Origin of the sequence: Flavobacterium sp. NLM (assembly GCF_002210235.1) — a bacterium.
Classification (GTDB): domain Bacteria; phylum Bacteroidota; class Bacteroidia; order Flavobacteriales; family Flavobacteriaceae; genus Flavobacterium; species Flavobacterium panici.
The window spans coordinates 502,457-516,559 of sequence record NZ_LIAC01000001.1 but is presented as its reverse complement, the minus strand read 5'-3'; the positions used below and the strand labels follow the sequence as shown (position 1 = coordinate 516,559).

11 protein-coding genes and 1 tRNA gene are annotated in these 14,103 nt (G+C 34.0%); 8 read left to right on the top strand and 4 right to left on the bottom strand.

Annotated features, from left to right (window positions below; translation table 11 throughout):
* Positions 1-30 precede the first annotated feature (30 nt).
* The 5 genes from APR43_RS02190 to APR43_RS02170 all read left to right on the top strand — a co-directional run bounded on the left by APR43_RS02190 (position 31) and on the right by APR43_RS02170 (position 9,168).
* Positions 31-3,126 (top strand): efflux RND transporter permease subunit, encoded by a 3,096-nt coding sequence (locus APR43_RS02190; protein WP_053471395.1) that lies wholly within the window; start codon positions 31-33, stop codon positions 3,124-3,126.
* A 56-nt stretch (positions 3,127-3,182) separates the two neighbouring features.
* Positions 3,183-4,493 (top strand): TolC family protein, encoded by a 1,311-nt coding sequence (locus tag APR43_RS02185; RefSeq protein ID WP_053471394.1) that lies wholly within the window; start codon positions 3,183-3,185, stop codon positions 4,491-4,493.
* Positions 4,494-4,697: 204 nt separating this feature from the next.
* The gene (locus APR43_RS02180) at positions 4,698-5,561 is read left to right on the top strand and encodes a bestrophin family protein (RefSeq protein WP_053471393.1); all 864 of its coding nucleotides are present in this window, start codon (positions 4,698-4,700) and stop codon (positions 5,559-5,561) included.
* 135 nt (positions 5,562-5,696) lie between these two features.
* Positions 5,697-8,117 carry a phenylalanine--tRNA ligase subunit beta gene (pheT, locus tag APR43_RS02175; RefSeq protein ID WP_053471392.1) on the top strand — a complete coding sequence of 807 codons (2,421 nt, stop codon included), beginning with the start codon at positions 5,697-5,699 and terminating at the stop codon, positions 8,115-8,117.
* A 616-nt stretch (positions 8,118-8,733) separates the two neighbouring features.
* The gene (locus APR43_RS02170) at positions 8,734-9,168 is read left to right on the top strand and encodes a hypothetical protein (protein WP_053471391.1); all 435 of its coding nucleotides are present in this window, start codon (positions 8,734-8,736) and stop codon (positions 9,166-9,168) included.
* Between the two features lie 331 nt (positions 9,169-9,499).
* Here APR43_RS02170 and APR43_RS24390 read toward each other — a convergent pair whose 3' ends face one another.
* Positions 9,500-9,754, bottom strand: a complete 255-nt coding sequence (locus APR43_RS24390) for a hypothetical protein (protein WP_159439046.1) — start codon at positions 9,752-9,754, stop codon at positions 9,500-9,502.
* Between the two features lie 42 nt (positions 9,755-9,796).
* Here APR43_RS24390 and APR43_RS02160 point away from each other — a divergent pair, with 42 nt between their 5' ends.
* Positions 9,797-10,585 carry a sensor histidine kinase gene (locus tag APR43_RS02160; RefSeq protein ID WP_053471389.1) on the top strand — a complete coding sequence of 263 codons (789 nt, stop codon included), beginning with the start codon at positions 9,797-9,799 and terminating at the stop codon, positions 10,583-10,585.
* On the top strand, positions 10,569-11,219 hold the full coding sequence (locus tag APR43_RS02155) for a response regulator transcription factor (RefSeq protein WP_053471388.1): 651 nt from the start codon (positions 10,569-10,571) through the stop codon (positions 11,217-11,219). The genes APR43_RS02160 and APR43_RS02155 overlap by 17 nt, the downstream gene beginning before the upstream one ends.
* A 201-nt stretch (positions 11,220-11,420) precedes the next feature.
* Here APR43_RS02155 and APR43_RS02150 read toward each other — a convergent pair whose 3' ends face one another.
* Positions 11,421-11,933, bottom strand: a complete 513-nt coding sequence (locus APR43_RS02150) for an adenine phosphoribosyltransferase (protein WP_053471387.1) — start codon at positions 11,931-11,933, stop codon at positions 11,421-11,423.
* A gap of 112 nt (positions 11,934-12,045) precedes the next feature.
* Between APR43_RS02150 and APR43_RS02145 the strand changes: the two genes are divergently transcribed.
* Positions 12,046-12,119 (top strand) — tRNA-Arg (locus tag APR43_RS02145).
* Here APR43_RS02145 and APR43_RS02140 read toward each other — a convergent pair.
* On the bottom strand, positions 12,085-13,635 hold the full coding sequence (locus APR43_RS02140; RefSeq protein WP_082356403.1) for a recombinase family protein: 1,551 nt from the start codon (positions 13,633-13,635) through the stop codon (positions 12,085-12,087). The genes APR43_RS02145 and APR43_RS02140 overlap by 35 nt on opposite strands.
* Positions 13,632-13,802 (bottom strand): hypothetical protein, encoded by a 171-nt coding sequence (locus APR43_RS24385; protein WP_165590683.1) that lies wholly within the window; start codon positions 13,800-13,802, stop codon positions 13,632-13,634. The genes APR43_RS02140 and APR43_RS24385 overlap by 4 nt, the downstream gene beginning before the upstream one ends.
* Positions 13,803-14,103 lie beyond the last annotated feature (301 nt).

The following is a 14,103-nucleotide window of genomic DNA, read 5'->3' as shown; positions in this document are numbered from 1 at the left end:
AAATCTAAAATCAACAATCTAAAATCAAACATGAGTTTATCAACTACAAGTATAAGAAGACCTGTTTTAACCATTGTACTGAATCTATTAATTATATTATTCGGTTTTATTGGTTATACATTTTTGGGTGTTCGTGAATTTCCTTCCATCGATCCTGCTCAGGTTTCTATTAGAACCAATTATACAGGAGCCAATTCTGATATTATAGAATCACAAATTACGGAGCCTCTTGAAAAAGCAGTAAATGCAATTGACGGAATTCGAAACATAACATCATCCAGTAATCAGGGAAGCAGTAACATTACCATCGAATTTAATCTGGATAAAAATCTGGAAGAAGCCGCAAATGATGTTCGTGACAAAGTTTCGCAGGCTGTTCGAAGTTTACCACAGGATATTGATGCGCCGCCGGTGGTTTCTAAAGCCGATGCAGATAGTGAATCTATTATTTCGATGACGGTTCAGAGCGATACCCGAAGTTCTTTAGAACTAAGCGATTATGCCGAAAATGTAATTTCACAGCGCTTAGAAACTATTCCCGGAGTAAGCGGGGTTCAAATTTGGGGACAAAAACGTTATGCGATGCGTTTATGGATTGATCCGATAAAATTAAATGCTTACAACTGTACTGTTGCTGATGTTCGGGATGCCTTAAATGCGCAAAACGTAGAATTACCTTCTGGAAAATTAACTGGAAACAATACCGAATTGACCGTAAAAACCATTGGAAACCTTTCGAAACCAGAAGAATTTAATAACATTATCATTAGAACAGACGGAGAAAAAATTGTTCGTTTGAGCGATGTGGGCGGTGCCGAACTAGGACCTGAAAATATCGAAACTTCTTTAACATCTTCGGGACTTCCAATGATTGGTTTAGCCATTGTACCAATGCCAGGAGCCAATTATCTTGATATTTCGAAAGAATTCTATAAAAAATATGATGCTTTAAAAAAGGATCTTCCAAAGGATATAAAACTAAATATTGCACTTGACAATACGCTGTTCGTAAAAAAATCGGTACTTGAAGTTGCCGAAACTTTAGGAATTTCGATCATTCTGGTAATCATTATTATTTATCTTTTCTTTAGAGACTGGGCCATTGCGTTCAGGCCTTTAATTGATATTCCCGTTTCGTTAATTGCTACTTTCTTTATCATGTGGCTTTTCGGGTTTTCCATCAATGTATTGACTTTATTAGCCATTGTTTTGGCAACAGGATTAGTTGTAGATGACGGAATTGTAGTAACTGAAAATATCTTTAAAAAGGTCGAAGAAGGAATGTCGCCAATTGAAGCAGCTATTAAAGGTTCTAATGAAATTTTCTATGCTGTAATCTCTATTTCAGTAACACTTGCGGCGGTATTTTTGCCTGTAATTTTCCTAGAAGGTTTCGTAGGCCGACTCTTTAGGGAATTTGGGGTCGTTATTGGTGCGGCTGTATTAATTTCTGCCTTTGTATCCTTGACTTTAACGCCAATGTTAAATGCTTATTTAATGAAAGGCGGAGAACAGAAAAAATCAAAATTCTATATTAAAACAGAACCATTTTTCGAAAAAATGAATAGCGGTTATGCGGAGTCTTTAACCAAATTCATGGATAAAAAATGGATCTCCTTCCCTATCCTTATTGCTTGTTTTGGATTGATTTATTTGTTTTTTACTATACTCCCAAAAGAAACTGCTCCTTATGATGACAGAAGTTCGGTAACCATGAGAATGACCACTCCAGAAGGCTCTTCTTATGAATATACCAACCGTTTTATGCAGGAAATATCAAAATTGGTTGATGATTCTATTCCGGAGAAAAAAGTCAGCTTGGTAATTACCGCAGGAGGTTCCGGAGGTTCTGCAACAAATTCCGGTTTTATCAGGCTTTCGCTGAAAGAACCAGACGAAAGAAACAAGTCTCAAAAAGATATTGCTGATCAATTATCAAAATGGACAAAAAAATATCCAGATGCTAAAACATCGGTAATTCAGCAGCCTACAATTGCCGTGAACCGACGTGGAGGTCTTCCGATTCAGTACATTATTCAGGCTCCAACTTTTGAAAAACTAAGAGAAAAAATCCCTGTTTTTATGAATGAAGTAGGTAAAAGCGATGTTTTCTCGACAACAGATGTCAATTTAAAATTTAATAAACCTGAAATCAACGTAAGTATCGATCGTGAAAAAGCAGAGAGTTTAGGAATTTCTATTATTGATATTGCACAAACTTTACAGCTTTCGTTAAGCGGACAGCGTTTTGGATATTTCATTAAAAACGGAAAACAATATCAGGTTATTGGCCAGTTTGATCAAAAAGACAGATCAAAACCGCTGGATTTAACTTCGATGTTTGTAAAGAACAAAAGCGGACAATTAATTCAAATGGACAATGTTGTAAATGTTGTCGAGCAGAGTAATCCGCCGCAATTGTACCACAACAATCGCTATATGTCTGCAACCGTTTCTGCAGGTTTAGCACCGGGAAAAAGTATCAGCGACGGTATTGAGGAAATGGACAGAATTAAAGCCAAAGTTTTAAACGAAAGTTTTACAACAGATTTAAGTGGAGAATCGCGAGATTTTGTCGAAAGTAGTTCGAATACATCTTTTGCATTTGGATTAGCTTTATTATTGATTTTCTTAATTCTTGCGGCACAATTCGAGAGTTTTATCGATCCGCTTATTATCATATTAACAGTACCAATGGCGGTTGCCGGTGCCTTATTTTCACTTTGGTTATTCAATCAGACCTGGAACATTTTCAGCCAGATTGGAACCGTAATGCTTATTGGTCTGGTTACGAAAAATGGTATTTTGATAGTCGAATTTGCCAATCAGTTACGAGAGCAGGGCAAACCAAAAATGGAAGCCATTCTTGAAGCATCAGAGGCACGTTTACGTCCAATTTTAATGACGAGTTTAGCGATTGCATTAGGAGCATTACCAATTGCAATGTCACTTGGAGCAGCTTCTACTAGTAGAATTGGTATGGGAGTTGTAATTGTAGGAGGAACTATTTTCTCTTTGGCGCTGACTCTTTTTGTGATTCCTGCAATTTATTTTATGTGGTCTAAAGCCAGAAAACATTATCCTGAATTTGATCGTATCGATGAATACGAAAAAGAAAGTAAATAATATTAGCCATGAATTCACGAATAAAATTTGTGAATTCGCGGCAAAAGAAAAATAATATGAATATTAAGAATATATACTGCACTTTAATAGTTCTGTTCTTTTGCATTTTTAAAACAAATGCACAGGAAGTTTTGACTATTGAAGAAGCAATGAAAATCGCTTTAGAGAATAATTTTGAGATTAAAATTGCCAAAAATAATTCGACAATAAGCGAAACAAATGTTACTGTAGGAAACGCCGGAATATTGCCAACAGCTACAGCTAATATTGTTGACAACAATAGTGTTACCAACTCAACTCAGGTACGTCAGGACGGAACATCAACTACATTAAACAATGCAAAAAACAACAGTTTAACGTATGGAGTTAGTTTAGGCTGGACAGTTTTTGACGGCATGAGAATGTTTGCGAGATACGATCAGTTAAAAGAACTTCAAAAATTAGGCGATTCTGAATTAAAAAGAACTATTCTCGTAAAAATTGGTCAGGTAAATGCTGCTTATTATGATTTGGTTCAGCAACAGCATCAATTAGCGGCTTTAGATACTACAATTGTAATTTCTAAACAAAGAGTAGAATTAGCACAAAATCGTTTCACCATTGGTAAAGCTTCAAAATTAGAAGTTTTAAATGCGCAGGTTGATTTAAATACAGATCAGGTTACTTTATTAAGACAAAAAGAATCCTATGCGAATGCTAAAATATTATTGAACCAATATTTAGCGCGTGATCCTAAAATTAATTTCAAAGTAACTGATGTTGTTACTGTTGATGAAAAACTGGTTTTGGCCGATTTAATGAATTTGGCACAAAAACAAAATCCGGCTCTGGAATCGCAAATTATCAATAAACGTATTGCCGAATTACAGCTGAAACAAGTAAAAGCAAGCAGATATCCAACTGTAAATTTAACTTCTGGTTATAATTTTGCCGAAAGTCAGTCGAGTTTAGGATTTACAAGTGAAAACTCTTCAAGAGGTTTTACCTATGGTTTTAATGCTTCGATGAATATTTTTGACGGATTTAATCAGCATCGAAATGAAAAAGTAGCCAAGCTTCAAATCGAAAATTCTCAAATTGCAATCGATCAGCAAAATATGATTTTAAACACGCAATTAAGCACTGCTTTTCAAACGTATTTAACCAATTTAGAACTTATTGATTTAGAAGAAAATAACGAAGCAATCGCCAGACAAAATTTAGAAATTACTTTAGATAAATTCAGAATTGGAACTATCACAACCATTGATTTCAGAACGGCTCAGCTCAATTATGTAAACGCAAAAGTTCGTTACAGCAATGCACAATACGAAGCAAAATTATCTGAAATTGCCTTAAAAGAATTAGCAGGAAATATTAATTTTTAATTTTTCAACTAATAATTAAGAGAACTAGAACCACTTACCTATAAAATACAAAGCATTAGTTTGAACTCATCTTCATCTGCTAATCTCCTAAATCTGCGGAAAAAAAAATCAGCTCGCAGATACAGCAGATTCAGCAGATTTTTTTTCAAATTACAACAAATTAGGTGATTTTTTAGTTTAAATTTGTTTCAAAACAAAATTTAGATGATCTCTTATAATACCAAAGAATGGTTTACGTTCATATTCCATTTTCATAAATCAGATACCGTTAGAAAACTATTTCCAATCATGCTTGCGATTGGTGCTTATGCCGCAGCCGTTGGATATCTGGAAGTTGAATATTTTAAAGTTGGCAAAAATGATTATATCCACAACATTCCTATTATGCACGGAATGCTTGGTTTTGTCATTTCGTTATTGCTGGTTTTTAGAACAAATACCGCTTATGACCGCTGGTGGGAAGGACGTAAACTTTGGGGAGGTTTGGTAAACAGCAGCCGTAATCTGGCTATTAAATTGTCTGCAATTTTAAAAGACGAAAACGACAGGAGTTTCTTTAGAAAATTTATCCCGTTGTATGCTGATATTCTGCACAAACATTTAAAAGATGCTGATACCAGTAAACAGCTTTTTGAAGATGTTGATTTAGAAATTGACCATCATAAACACAAGCCCAATCAGCTTAAAAGAATCATGTATCATAAAATCAATGATTTGTATGATGCAAAGAAAATCACAGGCGATCAATTAATCATTTTAAATGACGAATTGCAGTCGTTTACAGATATCTGCGGTGCGTGCGAGCGCATCAAAAATACGCCTATTCCCTACTCTTACAGCGCTTTTATCAAGAAATTTATCTTCTTTTATACCATGACGCTTCCGTTTGGGTATTCTATTAGTTTGGGATATTTTGTAGCGCCGGTTGTCGTTTTTATATTTTATGTTTTGGCGAGTTTGGAGCTTATTGCCGAGGAAATCGAAGATCCGTTTGGAGATGATGAAAATGATCTTCCAACAAAAAAGATTTCTGAAAACATCAAAAAACATATTGAAGAATTGATTTAAAGAAGCTAAAAATCAAAAGAATAACGTACAATTTTGAGTTTACCAAACGTTTTAAGGCAGAAAAACCAAATAAATTCTTTCTTACTACAATTCTCAATCCTTATATTTGTATCCTGATAAAAGAATAAAACTAACATGAAAATATCTTATAACTGGTTAAAACAATTCATTAAAACGGATTGGACATCTGAGCAAACTTCTGAATTATTGACAGATCTGGGTCTTGAAGTTGAAGTTGTTGAGAAATACCAGTCTATTAAAGGCGGGTTAGAAGGCGTTGTTGTAGGTCATGTACTTACTTGCGAAAAACATCCTGATGCAGACCGATTAAAAGTTACTACAGTAAATATTGGTTTAGAAGCTCCTGTACAAATTGTATGCGGTGCTGCAAATGTGGCTGCGGGACAAAAAGTTCCTGTTGCAACTATTGGAACCGTTTTATATGATAAAGATGGCGTTGAATTTACTATTAAAAAAGGTAAAATTCGCGGACAGGAAAGCCACGGAATGATTTGTGCCGAAGATGAATTAGGTCTTGGGAATGGTCACGACGGAATTATGGTTCTGGATGAAAATCTGGTTCCGGGGACTAAAGCTTCTGAAGTTTTTCAAATTGCAGATGATGAAGTTTTCGAAATTGGTTTAACACCAAACCGTGCCGATGCAATGAGCCACTATGGAACAGCGCGGGATTTAAGAGCCGGAATGCTTCAAAGAGGCGTAAATGTTGAATTGATTACACCATCTGTAAGCAATTTTAGAGTGGATATGCGTACACTTAAAATCGATGTTAATGTTGAAGAACCAGCTTTAGCACCAAGATATTGTGGTGTAACAATTTCTGGAATTACCGTTCATGAATCTCCAAAATGGCTTCAGGATCGTTTAAAAGCGATTGGTTTAACGCCAAAAAATAATATTGTCGATGTTACTAATTATGTTTTACATGAGTTAGGACAGCCGCTTCATGCTTTTGATGCTGCAAAAATTACCGGAAAAGTAATTGTAAAAACATTGCCTGAAGGAACAAAATTTACCACTCTTGATGATGTTGAAAGAACATTGCATGCTGAGGATTTAATGATTTGTGATGAAAAAGGCCCGCTTTGTATTGCAGGTGTTTTTGGAGGAAAAAAATCGGGCGTTACAGACGGAACAACTTCTATTTTCTTAGAAAGTGCTTATTTTGATGCTGTAAGCGTTCGTAAAACAGCAAAAAGACATCAATTGAATACCGATGCTTCTTTTAGATTTGAAAGAGGAATTGACCCAACTATTACAGAATATGCTTTAAAACGTGCGGCTATCTTAATTCAGGAAGTTGCAGGTGGAAAAATCACATCTGATGTTGTAGAAGTTTATCCTAAAAAAGTAGAAGATTTTTCAGTTTTATTGAATTTCAGCCACGTTTCTAAAATCATCGGGCAGGAAATTCCAAAAGATACCATCAAAAAAATCCTGGTTTCTTTAGATATTAAAGTAAACAGCGTTTCTGATACTGGTTTAGGTTTAACTATTCCTGCGTATCGTGTAGACGTACAAAGAGAAATTGATGTTATCGAAGAAATTCTAAGAGTTTACGGTTACAACAATATTGAGTTTTCAAAAAAATTCAATGCAACGGTAGCTAATTCTCCAAGAACAGAAGATTATAAAGTGCAAAATGTTATCGCTTCTCAATTAAACTCTCAAGGTTTTCACGAAATGATGGCAAACTCTTTAACAACAGCCGCGTATGCTAAATTATCGACTGTTTTAAAAGAAGAACATAATGTTACGATGTTAAATCCTTTAAGCAGTGATTTATCAACAATGCGTCAGTCGTTGTTGTTTTCTGCCCTTGAAGCGATTTCATACAATATCAACAGAAGAAATTCTGATTTAAAATTATTTGAATTCGGAAAATCTTATCACAAATACCTAAACGGTTACGAAGAGCACAAACATTTAACTTTATCTATTTCTGGAAACAGAAATAAAGAAAGCTGGACAACGCCGCAAAAAGGAACTGATTTCTTCTTATTGAAAGGGTATGCAAAAGGTATTTTGGCTCGTTTGGGAATTGAAAAAATTTCGAATGCTCCGGTTCAGTCTGATGTTTTCTCAGAAGGAACTTCTATTTGCTACAACAATGATACATTGGTTGAAATGGGAGTCGTGAAGAAATCGATTTTAAAACATTTCGGAATCAAACAAGATGTTTATTATGCTGATTTCAACTGGGATTTGATTTTAAAAATCATTACAGGAAAAATCAAGTATACGGAGATTCCTAAATATCCTGAAGTTCGCAGGGATTTAGCTTTATTAATCGATGAAAAAACGACTTACGAAAGCATTTTTAACCTGGCGAGACAAACGGAGAAAGTGCTTTTAAAAGACATTAATTTATTTGATGTATATCAGGGAGATAAACTTCCGGAAGGTAAAAAATCGTATGCTTTAAGTTTTACAATCCAGGATAATACAAAAACGCTTACTGACGCTCAGATTGATAAAATCATGTCTAAATTACAACAGACTTTTGAAACTGAACTTGGCGCAAGCTTGAGATAAAGTCTTAAAGTTATTAAATAACAAACCCGACAGGTATTATACTTGTCGGGTTTTTCTTTTTGTTTCAAGTTTTTTTGTTTCAAGTTTCAGGTTTCAGGGGCTGCCTGAGTATTGTATTGCCATAAAATTCGCAAAGAATTTCACAAAGTGTCTGAATGTTTTTGTTGACCCACATCTTCAAAACATTTCTTTCTTTACGCAATCCTTTGCGGACTTTGAGGTAAATTCACAAGCTGCCGAGCCTGAAACCTTAAACACCAAAAAACAAAAACACTAACTAATAAAATATCTATTTCAAATTTGATCCTAAAATCTTAATTGTTAATTATGTATTTTTAATTATAAGTTTTCATTGTGTCTTTTTCTGCTAAAAGGATTTTCTTTACTGTTGTTTATGTGCTTTTAGCATCTGTTCTTATTCCTAAAAATTGACATCGTAAAATTATTTAATTACAAAATAGTATTAAGCCGTATTTTAACCCGTTTTTTTAGATAATTTTACCTGTAAAAAAAGGGTGTTTTTCCCCTTGCGTTGTTTTTAGGCATCAAATAATTTTGTCGTCTACAATTAAAAAAACAGTAAACTAAACCAGTAACCAATTAAATTAAAAAAACAATGAAAAATCCTCCCGCAAAACCGAATCAGTTAATATCGAAAGAATTTGCAAAACAATTAAATGTTAACTACAATGCTAAAAAAGCGGCTTCCTTAACTGGTAAACGCGCTAAGAAAGAAGATGCAAATGCTGTTTGGTATTCATTAGAAGCTTTAGAAAGTTATATACACTATATTAAAACCCATGGCGCACAAGACGGATATAACGTAGATGGAATACGTTTTTATTTTGGTGTATATCCAGATGATGAACAACACGGCGAAAAAGCCGGATTAACAACCCTATTCTTGGTTCCAACAGGAAAAAAAGTTGAAGATAATACCGCAAAAGTTCAAAGCTTTGCCATGGTGCAAGAATCAGCTCCAGCTGATATTCAAAGTCTTGACCCCATGAATTACGGTAATATCGGCAGACCGCCAAGCTTAATCTATTAATAAAAAATATGTTTGAATTTTTAAGATCGTATATCATTTATTTAGCTTTATTATCAGGAGGCATCGGATTAATTTCAATGCATAAATTACCTGGTAATAAAGCTAAATTTTTAGTAATTTTAATCTTTTTTTCTGCACTAATAGAATTAGTGGGATACTATTTTACCTATTTGACAGGCTTATTAAATTATTATGTCTATAATTTCTATATGTTTGTCAGCTTTTCTGCCTATATACTACTGCTCCGAAGTCTTTTGTCGAAGATAAATTACAGAATGACGGCAGTTTACTTTTTAATTCTGTTTATTGTTTCCTTCTTTTTAAATATTATTTATTTTAAAGAAGATACAAATCGCTCCTTTACATACAGTTTTGCCATAGGTGTAATGTTAGTATTAATATTATCCTGCTTATATTTGGTGGAGATTTTTAATTCAGACAAAATTTTAAATTTCAAACGATCTGTTTTTTTCTGGTACATTTTAGGAATATTGGTTTTCCACGTTCCTTTTACGCCTTTTATGTTAGCCATCAATTGGTTTCTTATCAAACAAGACGAATCGGTATTTAGTTTAGTATTGTTCATCTTAAATTTTTTAGCACATAGTTGTTATATTATAGGTTTTTTATGGAGCGAAAAGAAATACAACTATTAGTAATTTCATTAGGTATTGTTTTTTTTACTTTACTGGCCGTTGTACTTGTACTTTTCTTTTATTTTTTAAAGAAGAAGAACAGCTATCTGGTCGAAAAAATGGAATCTGAGATGTATTTCCAATCGGAATTGGTAAAAACCCGCATCGAAATTAAAGATCAGACACTTTCTGAAATCAGTAAAGAACTTCATGATAATATTGGCCAGATTATATCTGTTGGAATCATGCAGCTTAATATGTCTATAAGCAGTAAAAGTATTCAGGTAGAAGAATTAAAAGATCTTAAAAATGTACTTGCAAAAGCACTTGACGAACTCAGGATTTTATCTCGCATTATTAGTAAAGATAATTTACTGCAAAGCAACTTTATTGAAGCTATAAAACAGGATTTAATACGTATAAAAAAACTTAGAAAAATTCAGTACCGATATAATTTAACTGGAGAAATTCCCAATATAAGTGAAGAACACGATTTATTCATTTACAGAATTTTTCAGGAAGCTTTACACAATAGTTTAAAACATTCCCACAGCGATTTATATGAGGTAAATATTGTAACAACTGAAGACCTTTTTCAATTAAAATTAAAGGATTTCGGAATTGGCTATGATCCTCTTAAAGCAAATTCCGGACAAGGATTAACTAACATGAAACTTCGGGCTAAACTTATTGGAGCTCAATTAATCATGGAATCAGATTCATCAGGAACAACCGTAACTTTAGAATACCCTTTAACCACAACCAATGAAACCGAATACTAAAAGTAAAATTATTATTGTCGACGATCATCAGCTTTTTTCCCAATCATTAGAACTTTTAATTAAAAGTTTTGGAGATTACGATGTTATCGAGCGATTTGAAAACGGAAAGTTGTTTATTTCCTACCTTCAGGAAAATCCGGATACTAATATCGATTTGGTATTATTAGATGTTAATATGCCCGTTTTAGACGGTTTAAGCACCATGAAATGGGTTAAGGAAAACAGACCTGATTTAAAAGTAATTGCACTTTCTGTAAACGACGATGAAGAAATCATTATAAAAATGATTACAAACGGTGCAAAAGGTTATTTATTAAAAGATACATCACCCGAAATTTTTAAAGAAGCTATTGAATGTGTTATCGAAAAAGGCTATTATTTTACCGAATCAGTTTCAGCAATGCTCGTTAACAAAGTCAACAGCGATAATAAAAAAATCAGTTTAAAGGAAAAAGAGCTGGTTTTTATAAAACATGCCTGCACAGAGATGACTTATAAAGAAATCGCCTCAGAAATGTGTTTAAGCCCTAAAACCATTGACGGTTACAGGGAATCTTTATTTGATAAGTTAGAGATAAAAACGAGAATAGGTTTAGTTTTGTACGCTGTTAAACATAAAATTGTTTTTGTTTAAACTTTTTGGGCGTAGTTATTTTAACACATAGAAACATAGATTTAGCACTCAGAAAAAAGGCATTTCACTCATTTTAAACACACAGAGACAGCTATGTTTTAGAAACATGTTTCTTTTTATATTCTTTTAACGCATTTAAAACTTATGTTTCTATGTGTTAAATGATTTTTTATTAATTATATAACCAACGAGTTTGTTTAATTAATAAGAAAGCGCGGCAAAAACTGGAAACTCTTTGATTTTTTCTCTTCCGTTAAGGAAAGTCAGTTCCATTAAAAAATTACATTGTACAATTTCACCACCTAACTTTTCAACCAGTTCACAGACTGCTTTTGCAGTTCCGCCAGTTGCCAGAACATCATCGTGAATTAATACGCGGTCTCCTTTTTGAATGGCATCTGTATGCATTTCCAGGCTGTCTGTTCCGTATTCTAATGCGTATGAAGCTGAAATAGTTTCATAAGGCAGCTTTTTAGGTTTCCTTACCGGAATAAATCCTGCATTTAGTTCTTGCGCCAATAACATTCCGAAGAAAAAACCACGACTTTCTGCCCCTACTACTTTATCAATTTTCTGTCCTTTTAAAGAATTTACCAAAATAGATAAGCATTCTTGCCTTGCTTCAACGTCATTTAAGAGCGGAGTGATATCTTTAAATAAAATTCCTTCTTTAGGAAAGTCCTGAATATCACGTATATAATTTTCAATCTTCATTTTTTTTTATTTTTCTGTATTTTTTTGCTTGTTTATCTCACATTTATCTCTATATTTGCACCCGCAAACAGCGTTCAACAAAGCTACGAAAATTAGCTGAACCAAGCAAAAAGGCCTCGTGGCGCAACTGAATAGCGCATCTGATTACGGCTCAGAAGGTTACTGGTTTGAATCCAGTCGAGGTCACTACTCGGGACAAAAGAAAAATATCATCTTTTGTCCCGTTTTTTTTTGCTCGTAATCTATTGTTTACCAAATAGATACAATTGACCATTTCATTGATTCGTGCGGTGCGGATTTTCTTTTCTTCAAATGTGAAATTTTCGGGAAAAATTAAACCAATTAATTCTCTACAATCGGCTAAAGTCCCACTATCAAAGGCCTCACCTAACTTTAAAAGGTTTTCCAATCCTGTCGTCGTTAGATGCTCTATACTTGCCCTATCGTCTTCTACATTTCCAATGTCTTTTTCCAGCTTACTGATAACTGCATTGTATTCAATTTTCATTAGATTATAATCATCAGCATCGATTTTCTCAGTAACTAATAAATTTCTTGCCACTGCTAATTTCTTTTCATAAACCGCGATCTGCTCAAGGGACTTCTTTTTTTCACCAGCTATTACTCCGGTATGCTCTCTATAACCTTCAAGCAACACTGCAGTATATAGTTTCTTTACCTCTACTAAAGGTTTAAATTTATTTAAGTGTTCTTTAAATATTTTATTGGCTACTTCTGAGTTTATTCTCCATTTGCAAACTTTATCACAGTGATAATAGTAGTAATATTTACTCCTCCCTTTACATTTGCTGCCTGTTAGCTTCTGTCCACACTTTGGACAGAGAAAAAAACCTCGCAAAGGAAAATTCTCAACAGTCTTAATTTTCGGTCTGTATGTCCGCGCTTTGCTGTCAAGGACGTCCTGAACTCTGTAAAACAACCCCTCACTGATAATCGCCTCGTGTTGTCCCGAAACCCATTTTTCCTCTTCATCTTTGTATTTAGGAACAACTATTTTTCCGCAGTAGAGCGGATTTCTTAAAATTACCCACAAGTTGCTCTTAGACAGCACCAGCCCTTTATCTTTTGCCATCTGATAAATAGATTCAGTACTGAAGACATTTCTTGCGACCTGTTCGAATATCCAGATAAGTTTTACAGCTTTCTCCGGTACAATCGCAATATATTTCTTTCCATCCTCAGTAATTTTATTTGCATATCCATAAGGCGCCATCCCCATATGCCTTCCCTCCTTCTTGCCTCGTCTAAGCCCTTGAAAAGTATTTAAAGCCCGACGGTCATTTTCAACTTCCGGCGCGGCCAGATAAAATGCAAGCATCATTTTATTTTCCGGCACGCTTAGATCAAGCGGCTGTTCTATTGCCTGTGGTTCGACCCCTAATTTTCGCAATTGATTAATCATTTGGTAAGCATCTCCAGCATTACGGCTGAACCTGTCCCACTTCATAAAAAGAACCATGTTGATTCTATTTTTATATTTTTTCAGATCAGCAAGGAATTTTTTCCATTGAGGCCTATTGAAGGTCTTGGCCGAATGATCTTCACATATTACATTTCGTATCTGTATCTGATTTATACTGCAATATTTTCTTAACATCTCTTCCTGATTACGCTGCGAGAAGCCTTTTTCTGCCTGCTCATCGGTACTCACTCTAATATACAAGTCTGCTATCTTGCTCATTTTCTTTTGTTTAAATATTTCAACACAGCGATATTAGCAATTATTCTTAAGAAATACAAGATTTCCTCTGCTTGTTCAATAGTTACATCTATTCCCTCAGACTTTAGCATTTGTAAAGCTTTTTCCGCGGTTAACTTTGAATTACTATAGTCAATATCTTTCTCCATAATCACACCTTTTAAAATTCATAAAAATGTAATTTAAATGCAGAAATGATTCAAATTTAAGTAGCAGTAGTACTTGTCCTTAGAAGGAAGTATATTTCCCCAATTTTTTGCTCAATACTAGGGAACATAACTAAAAAATAGTAACAAAGTTTAGGTCGATATAACTACGACAAAGTACAGTGTTTTGAAGTTATTAAGAACTAGTTTCCCAGGTGGCAAAAAAAATATTGAGGTCATTGCCAAAAATATTGTAAGTAGAAATTGTGACGAGTAAGTGACAACCTTCTTTGCTAATTTGATC